This is a genomic window from Achromobacter insuavis (assembly GCF_902859645.1).
GTDB classification, from domain to species: domain Bacteria; phylum Pseudomonadota; class Gammaproteobacteria; order Burkholderiales; family Burkholderiaceae_B; genus Achromobacter; species Achromobacter insuavis.
In genome coordinates this window covers 37676-59164 of sequence record NZ_CADIJR010000041.1, presented here as the reverse complement: position 1 = coordinate 59164, position 21489 = coordinate 37676, and the positions used below count along the sequence as shown (strand labels likewise).

General features: G+C 67.7%; 19 protein-coding genes. 9 read left to right on the top strand and 10 right to left on the bottom strand.

Annotated elements, in window-relative coordinates; all coding sequences use genetic code 11:
- The 8 genes from H0523_RS19850 to H0523_RS19815 all read right to left on the bottom strand — a co-directional run.
- The coding region (locus H0523_RS19850) for a M14 family metallopeptidase (RefSeq protein WP_180180129.1) at positions 1–679 on the bottom strand (679 nt) is incomplete at its 3' end.
- A 31-nt stretch (positions 680–710) separates the two neighbouring features.
- Positions 711–1673 (bottom strand): Bug family tripartite tricarboxylate transporter substrate binding protein, encoded by a 963-nt coding sequence (locus H0523_RS19845; protein WP_054429581.1) that lies wholly within the window; start codon positions 1671–1673, stop codon positions 711–713.
- A gap of 90 nt (positions 1674–1763) precedes the next feature.
- Positions 1764–3050 carry an NTP/NDP exchange transporter gene (locus tag H0523_RS19840; protein WP_054429580.1) on the bottom strand — a complete coding sequence of 429 codons (1287 nt, stop codon included), beginning with the start codon at positions 3048–3050 and terminating at the stop codon, positions 1764–1766.
- Between the two features lie 4 nt (positions 3051–3054).
- A complete protein-coding gene (locus H0523_RS19835) occupies positions 3055–3972 on the bottom strand; it encodes an aldo/keto reductase (protein ID WP_054429579.1) in 918 nt (305 codons plus the stop codon).
- A gap of 67 nt (positions 3973–4039) precedes the next feature.
- On the bottom strand, positions 4040–4750 hold the full coding sequence (locus tag H0523_RS19830; protein ID WP_006393496.1) for a Bax inhibitor-1/YccA family protein: 711 nt from the start codon (positions 4748–4750) through the stop codon (positions 4040–4042).
- A gap of 150 nt (positions 4751–4900) precedes the next feature.
- Positions 4901–5521 (bottom strand): hypothetical protein, encoded by a 621-nt coding sequence (locus H0523_RS19825; protein WP_238924896.1) that lies wholly within the window; start codon positions 5519–5521, stop codon positions 4901–4903.
- 60 nt (positions 5522–5581) lie between these two features.
- Positions 5582–6037 (bottom strand): DNA polymerase III subunit chi, encoded by a 456-nt coding sequence (locus H0523_RS19820; protein ID WP_054429577.1) that lies wholly within the window; start codon positions 6035–6037, stop codon positions 5582–5584.
- A gap of 22 nt (positions 6038–6059) precedes the next feature.
- Complete coding sequence (locus H0523_RS19815; protein ID WP_054429576.1) at positions 6060–7565, bottom strand: leucyl aminopeptidase; 1506 nt, start codon at positions 7563–7565, stop codon at positions 6060–6062.
- 55 nt (positions 7566–7620) lie between these two features.
- On the opposite strand from H0523_RS19815, the gene lptF reads away from it, so the two are divergent.
- Positions 7621–8721: an LPS export ABC transporter permease LptF gene (lptF, locus tag H0523_RS19810; protein ID WP_054429575.1), complete on the top strand. Its 1101-nt coding sequence runs from the start codon at positions 7621–7623 to the stop codon at positions 8719–8721.
- A 105-nt stretch (positions 8722–8826) separates the two neighbouring features.
- Here lptF and H0523_RS19805 read toward each other — a convergent pair whose 3' ends face one another.
- Positions 8827–9747, bottom strand: coding sequence for a LysR family transcriptional regulator (locus H0523_RS19805; protein WP_054429574.1), 921 nt, complete (start codon positions 9745–9747; stop codon positions 8827–8829).
- A gap of 171 nt (positions 9748–9918) precedes the next feature.
- Between H0523_RS19805 and H0523_RS19800 the strand changes: the two genes are divergently transcribed.
- The 4 genes from H0523_RS19800 to H0523_RS19785 all read left to right on the top strand — a co-directional run bounded on the left by H0523_RS19800 (position 9919) and on the right by H0523_RS19785 (position 14320).
- A complete protein-coding gene (locus tag H0523_RS19800) occupies positions 9919–11136 on the top strand; it encodes an ABC transporter substrate-binding protein (protein WP_054429573.1) in 1218 nt (405 codons plus the stop codon).
- Between the two features lie 96 nt (positions 11137–11232).
- Positions 11233–12726 (top strand): CoA-acylating methylmalonate-semialdehyde dehydrogenase, encoded by a 1494-nt coding sequence (locus H0523_RS19795; protein ID WP_054429572.1) that lies wholly within the window; start codon positions 11233–11235, stop codon positions 12724–12726.
- Positions 12727–12819: 93 nt separating this feature from the next.
- A complete protein-coding gene (locus H0523_RS19790; RefSeq protein ID WP_006389315.1) occupies positions 12820–13764 on the top strand; it encodes a CysB family HTH-type transcriptional regulator in 945 nt (314 codons plus the stop codon).
- 232 nt (positions 13765–13996) lie between these two features.
- The gene (locus tag H0523_RS19785; RefSeq protein WP_035361296.1) at positions 13997–14320 is read left to right on the top strand and encodes a DUF2325 domain-containing protein; all 324 of its coding nucleotides are present in this window, start codon (positions 13997–13999) and stop codon (positions 14318–14320) included.
- A gap of 200 nt (positions 14321–14520) precedes the next feature.
- On the opposite strand, the gene H0523_RS19780 is transcribed toward H0523_RS19785, so the two are convergent.
- Positions 14521–15180, bottom strand: coding sequence for a C40 family peptidase (locus H0523_RS19780; RefSeq protein WP_054429571.1), 660 nt, complete (start codon positions 15178–15180; stop codon positions 14521–14523).
- Positions 15181–15493: 313 nt separating this feature from the next.
- On the opposite strand from H0523_RS19780, the gene H0523_RS19775 reads away from it, so the two are divergent.
- From H0523_RS19775 to acs, 4 genes are all read left to right on the top strand, one after another.
- Positions 15494–17383: a propionate--CoA ligase gene (locus H0523_RS19775; RefSeq protein WP_054429570.1), complete on the top strand. Its 1890-nt coding sequence runs from the start codon at positions 15494–15496 to the stop codon at positions 17381–17383.
- On the top strand, positions 17380–17787 hold the full coding sequence (locus H0523_RS19770; protein WP_006393507.1) for a heme-binding protein: 408 nt from the start codon (positions 17380–17382) through the stop codon (positions 17785–17787). The genes H0523_RS19775 and H0523_RS19770 overlap by 4 nt, the downstream gene beginning before the upstream one ends.
- Positions 17784–19124 (top strand): MFS transporter, encoded by a 1341-nt coding sequence (locus H0523_RS19765; RefSeq protein WP_054429569.1) that lies wholly within the window; start codon positions 17784–17786, stop codon positions 19122–19124. The genes H0523_RS19770 and H0523_RS19765 overlap by 4 nt, the downstream gene beginning before the upstream one ends.
- A 264-nt stretch (positions 19125–19388) precedes the next feature.
- The gene (gene acs / locus H0523_RS19760) at positions 19389–21368 is read left to right on the top strand and encodes an acetate--CoA ligase (protein WP_054460638.1); all 1980 of its coding nucleotides are present in this window, start codon (positions 19389–19391) and stop codon (positions 21366–21368) included.
- The last annotated feature ends 121 nt before the right edge of the window (positions 21369–21489 follow it).

Here is a 21489-nt window from a genome sequence, read left to right as displayed (position 1 = left end):
CGGCGGCCAGCAGGCCCAGCTCGGCGAGGCAGCCGAGCAGGCCGTCGCGGCAGCGTTCCACCAGCGCGCGCGAGGTCTCGCCGCCGCCGCCGATTTCCGCGCTCAGGCGCAACACGCCCAGGCGGCTGGCGGCGGCCGGCATCGAGCCGGATTCGCCGCCGCGGAAGAACACGCAATGCGGCATGCCGAAGGCGCGGGCCAGGGCCGGCAGCCGTGCATCATAGGCGTCGTCGCCATAGCGGGTGATGACCGAGGACGGCAGGTAGCGCAGCGACGCGCCGCCGCTGTGGACGTCCACCAGCGCCTGGATGCGCGGCAGCAGCCGGACCTCCAGGGCGGCGGCCACGCTCTCGGTATAGCCGCGCGCCGGCGCGCCGAGGAAGGCGCGGTTCAGGTTGCCGCCGTCGGAAGGCGACAGGCGCGTGCCGGCCAGCGAGGCCTCGGCGTTGGCGGCGGGCAGCAGGTAGACCGTGCCGCGCTGCAGGACGCCCGGCAGCAGTTGCCAGAGCTGCAGGATGGCCGCCTGGCCTTCCCATTCGTCGCCATGCACGCCGGCCATCAGTGCCACGGCCGGCCCGGGGCCGGCCTCGATCTTCAATACCGGGATGGTGACGCGCCGGTAGGCCGAGGCGTTGGTCGCCGCGGCGCAGGTGAAGTCTTCGCGGCTCACCTTGATCATGGCGTGCCTTCCGGTTGCGGGCGATGGGGCGTCAATCCAGCGTGGTGCCGGCGGCCTTGATGAGGTGTTCCCATTTGGGCAGTTCCTTCTGAATCTGGGTCTTGACGTCGGCGGGCGTGCCGCCGAGCGGCTCCTGGGAGCGGCTGCGCAGTTCGCGGGCGACGGGCTCCGCGCGCAGCGCGGCATTCATCGCCGCGTTCAGTCGCGCGATGACGGCGGGCGGCGTGCCGGCCGGCGCCACCAATGCGCTCCAGGCCGATTGTTCGTAGTCGGGGTAGCCTTGCTCGGCCACCGTCGGCACGTCGGGGTTGGAGGCCGCGCGGGCCTTGGTGGTGACCGCCAGCGCACGCAGGCGGCCATCCTTCAGGTTGCCGATCAGGGGCGGCAGGTTCTCCATCATCGAATCGACGTGGCCGCCCAGCAGGTCGGCCAGTTGCGCGGCCGTGGCTTTGTAGGGAATCTGCCGCACCGCCGCGCCGGTCTGGGCGATGAACAGCTTGACGCCGACTTCGCTGGTGGTGCCGGGATCGGCCGACGTCATGGTCAGGCGGTCGGGCTGGGCGCGGCTGGCGTCGATGAAGCTCTTGAGATCGCGATACGGCGAGGCGGCGTTGACGACGATGACGTTGGGCGTTTCGGCCACCAGCCCGATCGGCGTGATGTCGCGGTCCAGGTCATAGAGCTGCTGCTTGAAGAGGTAGCGATGCAGCACCAGCGTGCCGACGTGGGCATAGCCGATGGTGTAGCCGTCGGCCGCGGCGCGCACCAGCGCCTGGGTGCCGATGCGGCCGCCGGCGCCGACGCGGTTTTCGATCACCACCGGCTGGCCCAGCACGCGGCTCATTTCCTGGCCGACGAGACGGGCGGTGATGTCGGCGTTGCCGCCGGCGGCGGCCGGCACGATCATCGTGATCGGCCGTTCCGGGTATTCGGCCAGCGCGGGCTGCGCGGTCAGGCAAAGCAACAGGGCGGCAAGGCTGGCGGCGCGTTTCATGACGGTTCCCGGAACGTTGAGGGCTGCGCTATTGTGCGGCGGCCGCGCCGGGAATCCGTTTGGCTTTCTAAGATGGTTGTTCGGTGAAATCTAAGGTTGGGACGGCGGCTGCCGGTCGGCCTTGCGTCCCAGGCCGTAGCCGAGCGCCGCTGCGGCCAGCGCGCACAGCGCGCCCAGCAGGGCGATCAGCGCCACGCCGTGGCCCAGCGCATCGACCCCGGCCTTGACCCAGCCGCTGGCCGCGTCGCCGGCGCGATAGACCACCGTGTCGATGACGTTCTTGGTCTTGTACTTGTCTTCGGCCGGGACCGCGGTGAACAGCATCTCGCGTCCCGGCTTGACCAGGGCGTACTCGCCGGCGCGCCGCAGGATCATGGCCACGGCCAGCACCGCGAACACCGGGTAGGCCGCCAGCGCCAGGAACGCCAGCGCCATCGCCAGCGGCACCGCCGCCATCAGGAAGCGCACGCCCAGCCAGGCGGCGACGCGGCCGGTGAGGAACAGCTGCGACAGCAACGCCAGGGCCTGCACGATGAAGTCCAGCGTGGCGAAGACGCGGATGCGCTGCGCCCTGTCCGGGAAGGTCTCGGCCACCAGCCGCGCCTGCTCCATGTACAGGAAGGTGCTGAGCGTGGCCAGCAGCAGCACCAGCACGGCGATGCCCAGCAGGTAGGGCGACTGGAACACCCGTGACAGTCCCGCCAGCATGGCGCCCGGGATCGGGCGCGCCAGTTCGGCGGTCTCGGCCTCGGGGCGGGTCGCGGCGCGCCAGCGCAGCAGCCAGCGCTTGAGCGGCAGCGTCGCCGTCAGCAGCAGCGCCGACAACAGCAGCAGGCCCGCCGCGCCGAGCGTGCCCGCCAGCAGGCCGCCCAGCAGGGGACCGCACAGTCCCCCGGCGCTGGCGCCGGCGGCGATGAAGGCGAACAGGCGCTTGGCCGACTCCATGCGGAAGACGTCGGCCATCAGGCTCCAGCCGAGCGAGACCACGAACAGGTTGAAGACCGACAGCCACACGTAGAAGCTGCGCGCGGCCCAGACGCCATCGGGTTGCCAGTGGAACAGCGCCGCGTAGCCGGCCATGGTGATGGCGAACACCGCGTAGGCCCAGGTCACCAGCGTGGCGCGCGGCACCCGGGCCGACAGCCAGCCGAACAGCGGCACCACCGCCAGCATGGCCAGGAAGGTGGCCGTGAACAGCCATTGCAGCTGGTCGACGCCGGCCTGGATGCCCAGGGTCTCACGGATCGGCCGCAGCATGAAATAGCCGCAGAACAGGAAAAAGAAGAAGGCGAAGCCGCAGGCGCCCGCCGCCACCTCGCCGGGCTGGATCCCCAGCGCTTGCGCCGCCCGCTGGCGCCAGGAGCCGGCGGCGCGCATGGCGTCAGCCCAGCAGGGCCGCGATGCGTTCGCGCAGCGCCGCGTCCGGTTGCGGCCCGAAGCCGGCCCGCGCGTTGTCCGCCATGTTGGCCGGCTTGGAGGTGGCGGGGATGACGGCGGTCACGGCCGGATGGCCGATGATGAATTTCAGGAACAACTGTGCCCACGAGGTGCAGCCGATTTCACCGGCCAGGTCCGGCAGCGGCCGGTCCCGGACCTGGCGGAACAGCGCGCCGTCCTGGAACGGGCGGTTGATCAGCACCGCGACGCCATTGGCCTGGCAGGCCGGCAGCAGGCGCTTTTCGGCATTGCGCGCGCCTACCGACAGATTGATCTGCAGGAAGTCGGGCTTTTCCTTTTCGACCAGCTCGGTCAGTTCGTCATGGGCGGCGTCGGTGTAGTGCGTGATGCCGAGGTAGCGCGTCACGCCCTGCTGCTTGAGTTCGCGCAGCAGCGCCAGCTGGTTGCGGGTGTCGATCAGGTTGTGGACCTGGATCAGATCGAGCTTCTGCGTGCGCAGCGCGCGCAGCGAGTTCTCGATCTGGCGCCGGGCCGCGTCGTGGCCCTGGGTGTTGATCTTGGTGGCCAGGAACACCAGCGGACGCCGGTCCGGCTCGCGCGCCAGCAGCGCGCCGGTGACGGCCTCGGCCTGTCCGTAGCTGGGGGCGGTGTCGATGAGCGAGCCGCGCGCCTCCAGCAGGGCGTCCACGACCTGCGCCAGCGGTGCCATGGCGGCCGCGTCCGAGGGCGACACATTGAAGGTGTCGGCGGTGCCCAGGCCGATCACCGGCAGCATGTCGCCGGTGGACCCGATCGGGCGGGCCAGCATCGGCTGCCGGGGGCTCAGGGCGCTTGCCGTCCACGACTGGGCCAGCAGCGGCGCGCAGGCGGCGGCCTGCAGGAATCGACGGCGATCAGGCATGGCTCGCTCCAATGAAAAAGGGCCTGCATTGTTCATGCAGGCCCTTGCGACTGTCACGGCAGCGCGTTTACTCGCGGTTGCCGCCGAAGATGCCCAGCAGCATCAGCAGGTTCGAGAAGACGTTGTAGACGTCCAGGTAGATGGCCAGCGTGGCGGACACGTAGTTGGTCTCGCCGCCGTTCACGACGCGCTGCAGGTCGACCAGCATGAACGCCGAGAAGATCACGATGGCCAGCACCGAGATGGTGAGCATCAGCGCGGGCAGCTGCAGGAAGATGTTGGCCAGGGCCGCCACCAGGATCACGACCGCGCCGATGAACAGGAATTTCTGCAGGCCGGACAGGTCGCGCTTGATGGTGGTGGCCAGCGTGGCCATGGTGCCGAACACGATCGCCGTGCCGCCGAAGGCCGTCATGACCAGTTGCGAGCCGTTGCTGAAGCCCATCACGAAGCCGAGCAGGCGCGACAGCATCACGCCCATGAAGAACGTGAAGGCGAGCAGCAGGACCACGCCCAGCGAGTTGTTCTTGTTCTTCTCGATGGCGAACATCATGCCGAAGGCGCCCACCAGGAACACGATGGCGGACAGGCCCGGGCTGGCGCCCATGACGCGGTTGATGCCGGTGTACAGGCCGACGGCCGCGCCCAGCACGGTCGGGATCAGCGAGAGGGCCAGGAGCCAATAGGTGTTGCGCAGGACTTTGTTGCGCACGACCTCGCCCGGCGCGCCGGCGAGGGTGCCGGAACGGTTAAAGGGGGACGGACGATATTCGTTCATGGAGGACTCCTGTGTACGGCAGAAATTGATTTGCCTAGAAGGCTTAGATGCCAAGGATACCTTACAGTTCCCTGAAGAATCCAGTTTTCGGAAGAATTAGCGCGCAGGGTGGGCAGGCATGACCCCATTATGGGGATGGTCATGCCGATTTCAACCGGGCCTGACGTCCTGCATCACCCGCGCCACGATACGCGGCAGTTCCTCGTCCATGCGGGCCTGGATCTGTTCGATGGCGTCGGCCAGGGCCTGGCGCATGACCTGTTCGACTTCCGCCTGCAGGCGGGCGGCCAGCACCGAGGCCTCTGGCGATGCCGTGGCCGGGGCGGCGGGCGCGACCACCGCGGCGGGGGGCGGCAGGGCGGGCGTATCGGCCGCTTCAGCCGAACGCGACGCGTCGGCGCCGTCCTGGGCGACATCCGTCAGCAACGGGAAGGCATCGTCATCCCGGGCGACGTCGGTCAGCAGCGGGAGGGCATCGTCATCCCGGGCGACGTCGGTCAGCAGCGGGAGGGCATCGTCATCCCGGGCGACGTCGGTCAGTAACGGGAAGGCGTCGTCATCCCGGGCGACATCCGTCAGCAACGGAAAGGCGTCGTCATGCCGGGCCACGTCGGTCAGCAGCGGGAAGGCGTCGCCGTCATGGGCGGATGCGCGCTCGGGCGCCACCTCGGTCAGCAGCGGGGCGTCCGGCGGCGGCGTGGACGGCGACAGGGTGGGTTCGGCCCGCTGGGTCAGGGTGGGGATGCCGGGGTCGGAGGGGCGGTGGGGCATGGGGGCTCCCGAGGGTCGAGATGGCGCCGCCTGGGGCGGCGCGGGAGGCGGGGAGGGCGGTCAGGCGCCCGGCTGCCGTTGGCTCAGGTCGTGGCTTTGCGGCGTGTGGCCGGCGCCCTGATAGACGCGCCAGCGCTGGCGCGCGGCCTGCTTGTCGTCGGGATCGTCCGAGACGATCTCGAGCAGCCGCTCGAAGGCCTCGAAGCCCGGCGGGCAGTCGTCGTCGAGATTGAGCAGCCAGGGCGAAGGGCCGTCGCCGGCGGCTTGCGCCGCCTGCTGCGGATCGCCGGCGGTCAGGACGACGGGCGTCTCGGCCGCCAGCGGATCATTGGCCAGCACATGCGGCACGAACGAGGTGTCGTCGAAGGCCCACAGCATGCGGTCGAACTGCGCCAGGCGCGAGCCCTCGCGGCAATACACCACCAGCCGCTGGCCCGCCAGATAGCGCTTGCGCACGACCTGGCAGGCCATGCGCAAGCGGTCGGGCGCGCCAAAGGCGAAGTCGATGCGGGTCATGCCGGGATCCGTGGACGGCCGCTCAAGCCTGGTCCAGCAGGAACTGCATCAGCAGCGGCACGGGACGGCCGGTGGCGCCCTTGTCCTTGCCGCTCTTCCAGGCGGTGCCGGCGATGTCCAGGTGGGCCCAGCGGTACGACTTGGTGAAACGCGACAGGAAGCAGGCGGCCGTGACGGCGCCGGCCGGGGGGCCGCCGATGTTGGCCAGGTCGGCGAAGTTGGACTTGAGCTGGTCCTGGTAGGCGTCGTCCATCGGCATGCGCCAGGCGGTGTCCAGGGCCTGGCGGCCGGCGGCCGACAGGGCCTCGGCGAGCGCGTCGTCCTTGCTGAACAGGCCGGTGTTGACGTGGCCCAGGGCCACCACGCAGGCGCCGGTCAGGGTGGCGATGTCGATGACGGCGGAGGGCTTGAAGCGTTCGGCGTAGGTCAGCGCGTCGCACAGCACCAGGCGGCCTTCGGCGTCGGTGTTGAGGATCTCGATGGTCAGGCCGGCCATGCTGGTGACCACGTCGCCCGGCTTGTTGGCCTTGCCGCTCGGCAGGTTTTCGCAGGCCGGGATCAGGCCGATCACGTCCAGCGGCAGTTCCAGTTCGGCCAGGGCGCGGAACGAACCGAGCACGCTGGCGGCGCCGCACATGTCGTACTTCATTTCGTCCATGGTGGCGGCGGGCTTGAGCGAGATGCCGCCGGCGTCGAAGGTGATGCCCTTGCCGACCAGCACGATGGGGCCGTCGGACGCCTTGGCGCCCTTCTTGGCGGGCTTGCCGGCATGGCGCAGGACGATGAAGCGCAGCGCTTCCTCGGAGCCGCGCGCCACCGACAGGAACGAGCCCATGCCGAGGGCCTCGACCTGCTTGCGGTCCATGACTTCGACCTTGAGCGACTTATATTCGCGCGCCAGGCGCTTGGCGGTGTCGCCCAGGTAGGTCGGGGTGCAGATGTTGCCCGGCAGGTTGCCCAGGGTGCGGGTCAGTTCCATGCCGTTGGCGATGGCGGCGCCTTCGCGCAGGCCTTTCTGGGCCTGGGCGGCGTCGGCGCGCTCGACGATCTGGACGATCTTCTTGAGCTTGGGGCGGGCGTCGCGGTCGGGTTTGCCGAAGCTGGCGTCGTAGTGATAGGTGGCGCTGCCGGCCGCGATGGCGGCGCTGCGGGCGCGGGCGATCAGGGCCACGTCGGCGATCGGGTTGGCGGCCAGGGTCGAGACCCCTTCTGTCAGCTGGGCCGAGACGCAGGCGGCGGCGAAGGCCTGTTCGGCCGAGGCGTGGGCGCGGGCCGAGTATTCGTCCTGCTTGCCCAGGCCCACCAGGACCACGCGCTGGGCCGACACGCCCGGCAGCGAGCGCAGCACCAGGGTGCTGCCGGCGCGGCCGCGGAATTCGGTTTTGGTGACGGCGCGCACGGCGCCGTTGGCGGCGCGGTCGATCAGGTCGGCGGCGGGGCTCAACACGCCGTCGGCGAAGACCCCGACCGCCAGGGCGGCGGTCTTGATCTGGTGCAGGGAAGCAGTGGTCTGTGTGCTAAATTCCATGAGGGTTTCCCGTGTGCGTCTGTATGATGCGGTCGATTATCCCGCATATTCTCCCATGTCTCTATTCAAACGCTCTGTCGTCAGCGAGATCACCAGTCACGCTGGCGTTGTCTTTTCCACGTTGCTCATCGTATGGCTCAGCGTGCTGCTGGTGCGCCTGCTCGGTGAGGCGGCGGGCGGCAACATCGGGGCGGACGTCGTGCTCGTGCTGGCCGCGCTGTCCACCATCACGGCGCTGCCGACCATCCTGGCCGTCTCGGTCTTCATCGCGGTGCTCACCACGGTCACGCGCAACTACCGGGAATCCGAGATGGTGGTCTGGTTCGCCAGCGGCCTGTCGCTGGCGGACTGGCTCAAGCCGGTGCTGCGCGTCGCCATTCCGGTGGCCATCGCGGTGGCCGGCCTGACGCTGGTGGCCGCGCCCTGGGCCTATCGCCAGATCGGCGAATACCACGAACGCTTCGAGCAGCGCTCGGACCTGTCCAAGGTCACGGCGGGCCAGTTCGCGGAATCGGCGGGCGGCAACCGCGTGTTCTTCGCCGAGGATCCGGCCAAGCCGACCGATGAACTGGGCAACGTGTTCGCGCGCGAAACCGGCCCGGAATGGCTCAGCGTCCTGACCGCCAGCAGCGCCCACAGCGAAACCCTGCCCAACGGCGACCGCTTCCTGGTGCTGGGCGAGGGCCATCGCTACGACCTGAAGCCGGGCACGCCCGAGATCCGCCTGGTGCACTTCGAGAAATACGGCCTGCGCCTGGAAAGCAAGGGCGGCGACGACCCGGTCGCCTCCGCGCGCGCCGCCGCCGAACGCTCGGCCAAGGCGCGCACCACGCCGCAGCTGATGGCCGACAACACCACCAGCAGCTGGTCGCAGGTGATGTGGCGCATTTCGCTGCCGCTGGCCGCGCTGAACCTGGCGTTGCTGGCGATCCCGCTGGGCGCCGTGAACCCGCGCCTGGGCCGTTCCGGCGACCTGCTGATCGCCGGCCTGGTGGGCCTGCTGTACATGAACCTGATCAACCTGTCGCGCGCCTGGATTTCCAACGGCAAGCTCAGTTTCGGCGTGGGCACCGTGGCGATCCACCTCGTGGTGGCCGCCTTCACGGCCTTCCTGTTGATGCGCCGCTTGCGCGTCAAGGCGCCCAAGAACAGCTAGCGCCCCGACCCGGGGGCGCGGCGGCATGCCGGGCGGGCGCCAGCCCCGGCGCCCGCTGCGGGGCGCGGCAGTCGGCGCGCCTGATCCGCGCCGCCGCCGCCGGCTTCAGGGCAGGTATTTCATCGTCCCGCGCTTGCCGGCCAGCAGGTCGGCATTCTTCAGCACCGACTTGCGGATGAACTCCCACAGCACCGTCACGCGCTTGAGCTTGCGCAGGTCCTCGTGGCAATACATCCAGAACGAGCGCGTGATCTCCACTTCCTTTTCCAGCACCGGCTTGAGCCGAGGGTCCTGCGCCGCGATGAAGCAGGGCAGGATGGCCAGCGACTGGCCCTGCAGCGCGGCATGGTATTGCGCCACCACGCTGGTGCTGCGCAACACCACCCGGCTGGCCGGCAGCAGGTCTTCCAGGTAGCGCAGGCGCTCGCTGAACAGCAATTCGTCGACATAGCCGATGAAGCTGTGGCCGGCCAGGTCGGCGCGGCCGCGGATCGGCGGATGGCGCGCCAGGTACTCGGGCGTGCCGTACAGGCGCAGCGTGTAGTCGCACAGCTTGCTGCACACGTAGGGCCCGCGCTGGGGGCGTTCGATCGTGATGGCCAGATCGGCCTCGCGCTTGGACAGGCTGACGAAGCGCGGCACCGGCAGGATGTCCAGCGTGATGTGCGGATAGCGCCGCTGGAAGTCGGCCGCCAGCGGCGTCAGCACGTAGCTGCCGAAGCCCTCGGTGGCGCCGATGCGCAGGTGGCCGGACAGGGCCTGGCCGATCCCGGACAGCGTCTCGCGGGCGCTGTGCACCGTGCTCTCCATCTGCTCCGCGTGCACGAACAGGCGCTGGCCGTCTTCGGTCAGGACGAAGCCGGCGCTGCGCGATTTCTCGAACAGCAGGGTGTCCAGCTCGCTTTCCAGCGCGCGGATGCGGCGCGACACGGTGGTGTGCTCGACCCCGAGCTTGCGCGCCGCGGCGCTGACCCGCTGGGTCCGCGCGACCTCCAGGAAATACCGCAGACTGTCCCAATCCAGCACGTTTTTCGCTCCTGACAGGCTTGTGCATTGATGCACAAGGAATGTGCATTTCTGGTGTTGCTTGTTGATTTTCACACATCTACACTGGGTCGGCAGCCCTGGGGGGAATGCTCCGGGAGCCGCGGGCCGCGAAGACGGCGCCATAACGCATAACACTCAGGAGACAAATCCATGGAATTGCACGCACGCGGGCTGGCCGCAGGCTTGTGTCTGGGCGCAGCACTGTTGGGTCAGGCGTACGCGGCGGATAAACCGCCAGTGAAGATCGGCATCCTGACGGACATGTCGGGCACCTATGCCGGCATGGGCGGACCCGGTTCGGTGGCGGCGGCGCAATTGGCCATCGACGATTGCCTGGCGGCCGAGTGCAAGGGCATGAAGATCGAGCTGGTGTCGGCCGACAACCAGAACAAGGCCGACGTGGGCGCGGCCAAGGCGCGCGAATGGTTCGACCGCGACGGCGTCACCGCCATCGCCGACCTGACCAATTCCGCGGTGGCGCTGGCGGTGCAGGGCATCGCGCGCGAAAAGAACAAGGTCGTGATGTTCTCGGGCCCGGCCACCACGGCGCTGACCAACAAGGAATGCTCGCCAGTTGGCTTCCACTGGATGTTCGACACCTATTCGCAGTCCGCCGGCGGCGCCAAGGCCACGGTCAAGGCGGGCGGCAAGTCCTGGTACTTCATCACCGTCGACTACGCCTTCGGCCACTCGCTCGAGGCCGACACGGCCAAGGCGGTCAAGGCGCTGGGCGGCACCGTCGCCGGCAGCGTGCGTCATCCGCTCAACGCGCCGGACTTCGCCTCGTACCTGCTGCAGGCGCAAAGCTCCAAGGCCCAGGTGGTGGCGCTGGCCAACGGCGGCCAGGACACGGTCAATGCGGTCAAGCAGGCGCGCGAGTTCGGCATCGTGGCCGGCGGCCAGCGCCTGGTGTCGCTGCTGATCTTCCTGTCCGACCTGCGCGCGCTGGGGCTGGAAAGCGCCCAGGGCCTGTCGTACGTGGACGGCTTCTACTGGGATTACGACGACGCCACGCGCCAGTGGTCGACGCGCTTCGAGAAGGCCTTCCGCGGCCTGAAACCGACCATGACGCAGGCCGGCGTGTATTCGAGCGTGCTGCACTACCTGCGCTCGGTGGCGGCCTCGGGCAGCACCGACGGCAAGGTGGTGGCCGACAAGATGCGCGCGCTGCCGATCAAGGATCCGATCATGCGCAACGCCTCGATCCGGCCCGATGGCCGCGTGATCCACGACATGTACCTGTACGAAGTGAAGAAGCCGGCCGAGTCCAAGGGCGGCTGGGACTATTCCAAGCTGGTGGCCACCATCCCGGCGGCCGAGGCCTTCCAGCCGCTGGCCGATTCGGCCTGCCCGCTGGTGCAGAAGTAAGGCGCGGCGCGCCGCCGGGCCAGTCCGGCGGCGTGCGCGCGAGATCCAAGAACGCGGATTCCATCCGCATCGACTATGCAGTGTGAGGAGCATCAAATGAGTGAAGTCCCCCGCGTTCCGCTATTGATCGGCGGCAAGCTCGTGCAGTCCAAGACCACCGAATGGCGCGACGTGATCAACCCCGCCACCCAGGAGGTCGTGGCCAAGGTGCCGTTCGCCACGCGCGACGAACTGGACGAGGCCATCGCCAATTCCAAGGAAGCCTTCAAGACCTGGCGCAACAGCGGCCAGGGCGCGCGCATGCGCGTCATGCTGAAGTTCCAGGAACTGCTGCGCGCCAACACCGGCAAGCTGGCCGAGATGATCACCCGCGAGCATGGCAAGACCCTGCCGGATGCCGAGGGCGAAGTCGGCCGCGGCCTGGAAGTGGTCGAGCACGCCTGCTCGATCGCCAACCTGCAGCTGGGCGAATACGCCGAGAACGCCGCCTCCGGCATCGACGTCTACACCCTGATCCAGCCGCTGGGCGTGTGCGCGGGCATCACCGCGTTCAACTTCCCGGTGATGCTGCCGTGCTTCATGTTCCCGATCGCGGTGGCCTGCGGCAATACCTTCGTGCTCAAGCCGTCCGAGCAGGATCCGACCTCGTCGCTGTTCCTGGCCCAGCTGGCGCTGGAAGCCGGCCTGCCGCCGGGCGTGCTGAACGTGGTGCATGGCGGCCCGGACACGGCCAATGGCCTGTGCGAGCATCCCGACATCAAGGCGGTGTCGTTCATCGGTTCGACCCGCGTCGGCACCGAGATCTACAACCGCGCTTCGGCCGCCGGCAAGCGCTGCCAGTCGATGATGGGCGCCAAGAACCACTGCGTGATCCTGCCGGATGCCGATCCGGAAGTCGCGCTGAACCAGCTGCTGGGCGCCGCCTTTGGCGCCGCCGGCCAGCGCTGCATGGCCTCGTCGGTGGCCGTGCTGGTGGGCGAGGCCCGCAACTGGCTGCCCGACTTCGTCGAGCGCGCCAAGAAGCTCAAGGTCAACTCGGGCATGGACCGCGCCGCCGACCTGGGCCCGCTGGTCTCGCCGAACGCCAAGAAGCGCGTCGAAAGCCTGATCCAGAAGGGCGTGGACGAAGGCGCCAAGCTGCTGCTGGACGGCCGCAACCTGAAGGTCTCCGGCTTCGAGCAGGGCAACTTCGTCGGCCCGACCGTGTTCGACGGCGTGACCGAGAACATGACCATCTACACCGAGGAAATCTTCGGCCCGGTGCTGTGCGTGGTGGGCGCGGAAACGCTGGAAGAGGCGGTGGCGTTCATCAATCGCAACCCCAACGGCAACGGCGTCGCCCTGTTCACGCAGGACGGCGGCGCGGCGCGCTACTTCCAGAACAACATCGACGTCGGCCAGGTCGGCATCAACGTGCCGATCCCGGTGCCGGTGGCGTGGTTCAGCTTCACCGGTTCGCGCGGCTCCAAGCTGGGCGACCTGGGCCCCAACGGCAAGCAGGCGGTGCAGTTCTGGACGCAGACCAAGACCGTCACGGCGCGCTGGTCGGCCCATGCCAAGACCGTGAACACCACGATCTCGATGCGCTGAAAGAGGGACGCCTTGTCCTAAGCTTATACAAATAAGTCATATAACAAGGCGTCCTTATTACTTATAATTGGCCCGTCTATCAGGGGCCAATTCATGAACCTGCAGCAATTTCGTTTCGTGCGCGAAACCATCCGGCGCGACTTCAACCTGACCGAAGCCGCCCGGATGCTCTATACCTCCCAGCCGGGCGTGTCCAAGGCCATCATCGAGTTCGAGGACGAACTCGGGATCAAGATCTTCGAACGCCATGGCAAACGCATCAAGGGCCTGACCAAGCCCGGCCTGGCCGTGTCGCAGGTGATCGACCGCATCATGCGCGAAGTCGACAACCTCAAGAAGGTCAGCGACGAATTCGCCCGCCGCGACGAAGGCGGCCTGGTGATCGCTTGCACCCACACCCAGGCGCGCTACCTGCTGCCGCGCGTGATTCCGGCGTTCCGCAAGCAATTCCCCAAGGTGCACCTGTCGCTGGCCGAAGGCAGCCCCGCGCAGCTGGCCGAAATGGTGCTGCACGAGCAGGCCGACCTGGCGCTGGCGACCGAGTCGCTGGCCCTGACGCCTGGCCTGGCGACGCTGCCCGTGTATGCCTGGGAACACACCGTGGTGGTGCGGCCCGATCATCCTCTGGCCGAGCTGACCTCCAGCGCCGCCAAGCGCCTGTCGCTGGCGCAATTGGCGGAATACCCTATCGTCACCTATGACCGCGCCTTCACCGGCCGCAGCACGATCGACGAGGTCTTCGCCAACCAGGGCATCCATCCGGACATCGTCCTGGAAGCCATCGACGCCGACGTGATCAAGACCTACGTCGACGTCGGCCTGGGCATCGGCATCATCGCCGGCGTGGCCTATGACCCGCGGCGCGATTCGAGCCTGGTGGGCCTGCCGGTGGGACACCTGTTCGGCACGCACACCACCCGCGTCGGCGTGAAGGCCGGGGTGTTCCTGCGCGACTATGTCTACACGTTCCTGGAAATGCTGGCGCCGTCCCTGACGCGCGCGGTCGTGACCGAGGCCGTGCAGGGAACGCCGAAGTAGGCCGGCCATGATGAGCGCCGCCCAAGTCGGATGAAAAGTAGCGGTTCCCCTGGCGGGGAGCCGCTTTTTTTTGGAAAGCGCGGGGGCGGGGAAGGGCGTGGACAGCGGGTCTCGCTATCCCTTTCCATAAGCTCATAAAAAATATTAAATAAGAACTGATCTCATTTGAGTTGACTAAAAAATAGGAATCATTATCATTACATCCAGTCTCAACGACCCAGTGAGGTTAAACATGACGGCAGGATTGAGTGCAGTGGTAGTGGGCGCCGACAGGCTCGGCAACATTCCGGATCTGCTTAAAGGACACAACATTTCGATCACGCACCACATCAGTGGCCGCGATCCCTCGCATCAGAAGAAGACGTTGCAACTGCCCTCGGGCACCCAGCTGGTCATCCTGCTGACCGATTTCCTGGGCCACAACGTCATGAAGACCTTCCGCAACGCGGCGCAGCGCGGTGGCATCCGTGTCGTGGCTTGTCGCCGTTCGGTGTGCAGCATGCAGCAGGCCCTGCAGCAATGCGGCCTGTGCAGCCGGGGCGCCGCGGTCCACTGACACCGCCGTGCCACGCCGCCACCAACACTGACAACTGGGGAGGCCGAAAAGGCCTGCGGCCCAAGGCCGCGAAGAGGAATGAAAAACGCCGCCGGACTGGAAAGTCCGGCGGCGTTTTGCTGTCTGTGCCGAATGGCGCGCGCCTGTCGCGCCGTTTGGAGGATGGCCGCGCCGCGGCCGGCGCGTCACACTGCGAGGTATCAGTTGGCCGCGCGGGCGCTGGCCACCAGGCCGTTGTCCAGGCGGCGGGCGCCGTTGTAGCGCTTGCTCCAGTAGGCCATGGTCATGTTTTCGACGCGCACCACGCCGCCGGCGCTGGGCGAGTGCACGAAGCGGTCGTCGCCCAGGTAGATGCCGACGTGGGAATAGCGGCGGCCCAGGGTGTTGAAGAAGACCAGGTCGCCGGCCTTGAGTTCGTTCTTGGCGACGGAAATGCCTTGCTGCGCGATTTCGGCGGCGTTACGGGGCAGCTTCAGGCCCAGCGAACGTTCGGCGGTGTAGGCCACCAGGCCGCTGCAATCGAAACCGGTGTCGGGGGAGTTGCCGCCGAAGCGGTAGCGGATGCCCAGGTAGTTCAGGGCTTCGCTGACCATGGCGTTGTCGCTGCTGACTTCGCTGTGGTTGCGCTGGCGTTCGCGCTTGAATTTCTGCACCACCAGCATGCCGATGGGATCATCGGCGGTGGCGACCCATTCCGTCTCGTAGGGATCGATCTCGGACGTATAGGCGGTGGACTTTTGAGAGGTGTTGGCACAACCCGCCAGACCCGCGACGCACGCCGCCAGCGCCAGCAAACGCAGACCGCGGTTTGCCTGGCCAGAGGATGAATTCAGTCGCGCGCTTTTGGAGTGTCGATGCATTCGCCTGGGGATGGTTGCGTCCTGTTTCGCGCATTTGGCGTAATAAAGCGTCAAAAACGCTAAAAAACACCTGAATAGCGGAAATCAAGCAGCGAACCAACAGATATGTTGTCTACAACTTCGCGGGGATTCTACCAAACTTTTAAGACTGGTTCGTTACTGTAACCAGCCCGGCGCCCGTGCGGCGTAGACGCGTGGCAGAATTTTTTGACCTGCGGCAAGCCTCGTGCAAGGTTTGCCCACCAGAATGACCGAAGGATTCAAAAAGAAAGCAATCAGCCTTAAGGCGTATGCACAATAACAGGAGACAAAAATGCAAAAAACCAGGGATTTCCATTACCGCTCGGTGCATGACCGCGATGCCTTCTGGCGCGAGCAGGCCGGCCGGGTGCACTGGGAGACGCCGTTCGAATCGGTCCTGGATTTTTCCCGGCCGCCCTTCGCCAAGTGGTTCGTGGGCGGCAGGACCAACCTCTGTTACAACGCCGTGGACCGCTGGTTGCCGACCCAGGCCGACAAGCCGGCCCTGATCTGGGTATCGACCGAAGTCGAACGCGAACGCGTCTACACCCGCCAGGACGTCTATGACGAGGTGAACGCGGCCGCCGCCATGCTGCAGGACCTGGGTGTGGGGCGCGGTGACCGGGTGCTGCTGTACATGCCGATGGTGCCCGAGGCGGTCTTCACCATGCTGGCCTGCGCCCGCATCGGCGCGGTGCATTCGGTGGTGTTCGGCGGCTTCGCCTCGGTCAACCTGGCGCAGCGCATCGACGATGCCGCGCCCAAGGTGGTGGTGTGCACCGACGGCGGTTCGCGTGGCGGCAAGGTGGTGCCCTACAAGCCGCTGCTGGACCGGGCGCTGGCGCTGTGCAAGACGCCGCCGGCCTCGGTGGTGGTGTTCGACCGCGGCCTGGCGCCCTTCGAGCCGGTGGCCGGCCGCGACCTGGACTACGCCACCCTGCGCGCGGCGCAGCGCGGCGTCCACGTGCCGGTGACGTGGCTGGAGTCGTCCGAGCCCAGCTACATCCTGTACACGTCCGGCACCACCGGCAAGCCCAAGGGCGTGCAGCGCGACACCGGCGGCTACGCGGTGGCGCTGGCCTCGTCGATGGAATACCTGTTCAACGGCAAGGCCGGCGACACGTTCTTCTGCACCAGCGACATCGGCTGGGTGGTGGGGCACTCCTATATTGTGTATGGCCCGCTGATCGGCGGGCAGGCCACGGTGCTGTACGAGGGCACGCCGGTGCGCCCGGACGGCGCCATCCTGTGGAAGCTGGTGGAGCAGTTCGGCGTCAACACGCTGTTTTCGGCGCCGACGGCGGTGCGGGTGCTCAAGCGCCAGGATCCGGCCCTGCTCAGGAAGCATGATCTGTCCACGCTGCGGGCGGTGTATCTGGCCGGCGAGCCGCTGGACGAGCCGACCGCGCACTGGATCTCGGAAGGGCTGGGCAAGCCCATCATCGACAACTACTGGCAGACCGAGTCCGGCTGGCCGATCCTGTCGGCCCAGCCTGGCGTCGAAAACGTGCCGACCCGTTTCGGCAGTCCGTCGTTCCCGGTCTACGGTTTTGACGCGCGCATCGTCAGCGAGTCCAGCGGCGAGGATCTGGGGCCGGACCAGAAGGGCGTGGTGGCCATCGTGCCGCCGCTGCCGCCGGGCGCCATGTCCACCATCTGGGGCGACGACGAGCGCTTCGTGCAGACCTACTTCACCTCGATTCCCGGCCGCCAGGTGTATTCCACCTTCGACTGGGGGCTGGTCGACGCGGACGGGTACTGGTTCATCCTGGGGCGCACCGACGACGTCATCAACGTCGCCGGCCACCGCCTGGGCACGCGCGAGATCGAGGAATCCGTCAACAGCCACAGCGGCATCGCCGAGTGCGCGGTGGTGGGCGTGGCCGATGCGCTCAAGGGCCAGGTGGCGATGGCCTTCGCGGTGCTGAAGAATCCGGCGGCGGCCGAAACGGCGGAGGGCGCAAAGCAGCTGGAAGCGGATATCATGCGGCTGGTGGAAGATCAGCTGGGCGCGGTGGCGCGACCGGCCCGGATCCGGTTCGTGGGCGCGCTGCCCAAGACCCGATCGGGCAAGGTGTTGCGCCGCGCCATTGTCGCGGTATGCGAAGGCCGTGATCCCGGCGACCTGACCACCATCGAAGACCCCATCGCCCTGGAACAGATCAAGGAGTCGCTGCAATGAACACCAAACCCGTGCTGAACGCCGAAGACGTCAAGAAAATCCTGGCCGCGGCCGAAGCACACGCCCTGCAGAACAAGTGGGCCGTGACCATCGCCGTGTCGGACGATGGCGGCCACCTGCTGGGCATGCTGCGCCTGGACGACGCGGCGCCCATTTCCTCGCACATCGCGCCGGCCAAGGCCAAGACCGCGGCCCTGGGCCGCCGTGAATCGCGCGTCTACGAGGAAATCATCAACAACGGCCGCTATTCCTTCCTGTCGGCGCCGCTGATCGAAGGCATGCTGGAAGGCGGCGTGCCGATCACGGTCAACGGCCAGGTGGTCGGCGCGGTCGGCGTGTCGGGCGTGAAGTCCACCGAGGACGCCCAGATCGCCCAGGCTGGCATCGCCGCGCTGGGCCTGTGAGCCAGGAAACGCCGCGGCAGGCGCCTGCCGGCGCCGCCGCGTCCGCCGGCGGGGAGGCGGACAGGAGTCCGCTGAACCCCGGCGTGGCCAAGCGCGAAGTCTGGGCCTGGGCCATGTACGACTTCGCCAATTCCGGCTACACCACCGTGATCCTCACGGCGGTGTTCAGCACCTATTTCGTCGGCGTGGTCGGCGGCCGCGCGCCCTGGGCCACGCTGGCCTGGACCGCGGCGCTGTCGCTGTCCTATCTGCTCATCATGTTGACGATGCCCACGCTGGGCGCGCGCGCCGACGCCCGCGCCGGCAAGCGGCGGCTGCTCTACGCCAGCACCACCGGCTGCGTGGCCGCCACCCTGGTCCTGACCCAGGCCGGGCCGGGCGACGTGTGGCTGGCGCTGGCCGCCATCGTCGTGTCCAACTATTGCTATTGCGTCGGCGAGTCCGTGGTGGCGGCGTTCCTGCCCGAACTGGCCAAGCCGGCGGCGCTGGGCCGGGTGTCGGGCTGGGGCTGGAGCTTCGGTTATTGCGGCGGCATGCTGACGTTGGGCCTGTCGCTGGTGGTGGTGAAGCTGGCCGAGGCCGACGGGCTCGATGCCGAGCATTTCGTGCCGCGCGTCATCCTGGTGACCTGCGCGGTGTTCGCGCTGGCGGCGCTGCCGTCGTTCTTCCTGCTGCGCGAGCGCGCCCGGCCTTCCGGCCAGGGGCAGGAAACGCTGGCCATGCTCAAGCGGCTGGCCTACGCCTGGCGCGAGACCGGCCAGCATTTCCCCGAGTTCCGCCGGCTGCTGATGTGCATCGCCTGCTACCAGGCGGGCATCTCGGTCGTGATCACGCTGGCGGCGGTGTACGCCTCCGAGGTCATGGGCTTCACCACGCCGCAGATCATGCTGCTGGTGTTCACCGTGAACATCGGCGCGGCGGCGGGCGCGTTCTCGTTCGGCTACGTGCAGGACCGCATCGGCCACAAGCCGGCGCTGACAATCACGCTGTGCGGCTGGATCCTGATGGTGCTGGTGGCCTATGCGGCCGTGACCGCGCCGGTGTTCTGGGTGGCCGCGACGCTGGCCGGACTGTGCATGGGCACGACCCAGAGCGCGGGCCGCGCCATGACCGGCGCGCTGGCGCCGGCCGGACGCCTGGCGGAATTCTTTTCGCTCTGGACCTTCGCGGTGCAACTGGCGGCGGTCATCGGCCCGCTGACCTACGGCCTGGTGACCTGGGCCACGCATGGCAACCATCGCCTGGCGATCCTGGTGACCGGGCTGTTCTTCGTCGGCGGCCTGATCCTGCTGTCGCGCGTGGACATGGCGCGCGGCCTGGCGCGCCGCACGGCGTAGCGGGGCCGTCGTGCCAACTGATATTCTTATGAAGTCCCGGACGCCGCCGCGCCGCCAGGCGGAGCGCGGCGTCGGGCCGTTTGCGTATTGCGCTGTCAGGTTGTCGGTGCCGTTGCCCGCCGTGGCCGGTGCGCGCTGTTGCGGTGATACGGGCCTGTGGCCCGTATTTTGCGTAAGGTGCCCGTAAGAGCGTGGCGATACGGTTGCGAGTGGCAGTCAGATAAAGCGGCATCAACAACAGAATCACAGATTGGAGACAAGATCATGTCGAATGCTATTGAGTCCGTACTGGTGGAAACCCGGGTCTTCCCGCCGCCCGAGCGCGCGGCGCAGGGCGCCGCGATTCCCAGCATGGACGCGTACAACGCGCTGTGCGCGCAGGTCGAAAAGGATTTCGACGGCTTCTGGGCCGGCCAGGCCCGCGACAACCTGCAGTGGACCAAGCCGTTCACCGAGGTGCTGGATGAATCCAACGCGCCGTTCTACCGCTGGTTCGGCGATGGCGAGCTGAACGTCTCGGCCAACTGCCTGGACGTGCACCTGACCAACGGCAACGCCGACAAGACCGCCATCATCTTCGAGACCGACGACGGCAAGGTCAACAAGGTCACCTACCGCGAACTGCTGGCGCGCGTGTGCCGCTTCGCCAACGGCATCGCCAAGCTGGGCTACAAGAAGGGCGACCGCGCCATCATCTACATGCCCATGTCGATCGAAGCCGTGGTGGCCATGCAGGCCTGCGCGCGCCTGGGCGTGACGCACTCGGTGGTGTTCGGCGGCTTCTCGGCCAAGAGCCTGCAGGAGCGCATCGTCGACGTCGGCGCCTCGCTGGTCATCACCGCCGACGAGCAGGTGCGCGGCGGCAAGACCATCCCGCTCAAGCCGGCGGTGGAAGAAGCCATCGCCATGGGCGGCTGCGAAGCCGTCAAGCGCGTCATCGTCTATCGTCGCACCGGCGGCAAGATCGCCTGGAACGAAAGCCGCGACCTCTGGATGCACGACGTCGAGTCCGGCCAGGCCGACAGCTGCGAACCGGTGCCGGTCAATGCCGAGCATCCGCTGTTCATCCTGTACACCTCCGGTTCCACCGGCAAGCCCAAGGGCGTGCAGCATTCGTCCGCCGGCTACCTGCTGTGGGCGCTGCTGACCGTCAAGTGGACCTTCGATGCGCGCAAGGACGACGTCTACTGGTGCACGGCCGACGTGGGCTGGGTCACCGGCCACACCTACATCACCTACGGCCCGCTGGCTGCGGGCCTGACGCAGGTGGTGTTCGAGGGCGTGCCGACGTTCCCCAACGCCGGCCGCTTCTGGGACATGATCGCGCGCCACAAGGTCACCACCTTCTACACCGCGCCGACCGCGATCCGCTCGCTGATCAAGGCCGCCGAAGCGGCGCCCGAGACCCATCCGTCCAAGTACGACCTGGACAGCCTGCGCATCATCGGCACGGTGGGCGAGCCCATCAACCCCGAGGCCTGGATCTGGTATCACAAGAACATCGGCCGCGAGCGCTGCCCGATCGTCGACACCTGGTGGCAGACCGAGACCGGCGGCCACATGATCACGCCGCTGCCGGGCGCCACGCCGACCAAGCCTGGCTCGTGCACGCTGCCGCTGCCGGGCATCGCCGCTGCCATCGTCGATGAGACCGGCGGCGACGTCGACCAGGGCAACGGCGGTTTCCTGGTGATCAAGCGTCCGTGGCCGGCGATGATCCGCAACATCTGGGGCGATCCGGAACGCTTCAAGAAGAGCTACTTCCCGCCCGAGCTGCGCGGTTACTACCTGGCCGGCGACGGCGCGCAGCGCGATGCCGATGGCTACTTCTGGATCATGGGTCGCATCGACGACGTGCTGAACGTGTCGGGCCACCGCCTGGGCACGATGGAAGTGGAATCGGCGCTGGTCGCGCACGAGCTGGTGGCCGAGGCCGCCGTGGTCGGCCGTCCCGACGACACTACCGGCGAGGCCGTGGTGGCCTTCGTGGTGCTCAAGAGCGCCCGTCCCGAAGGCGCCGAGGCGCAGGCCATCGCCAAGACGCTGCGCGACTGGGTCGCCAAGGAAATCGGTCCGATCGCCAAGCCCAAGGACATCCGCTTCGGCGACAACCTGCCCAAGACGCGTTCCGGCAAGATCATGCGCCGTCTGTTGCGCGTGGTCGCCAAGGGCGAGGAAGTGACGCAGGACGTGTCGACGCTGGAAAACCCCGCCATCCTGGAACAACTGTCCAAGCCGTTGTAATGCGGCGCGCGCCGTCCGTCATGCGGACGGCGTGGACGGTTCCCGGCCCGACGGGAGCATAATGCGAGATGCCCATGCCGGTTTGCCGGCATGGGCATCGTCGTTTTTTCTTTCCCACTTC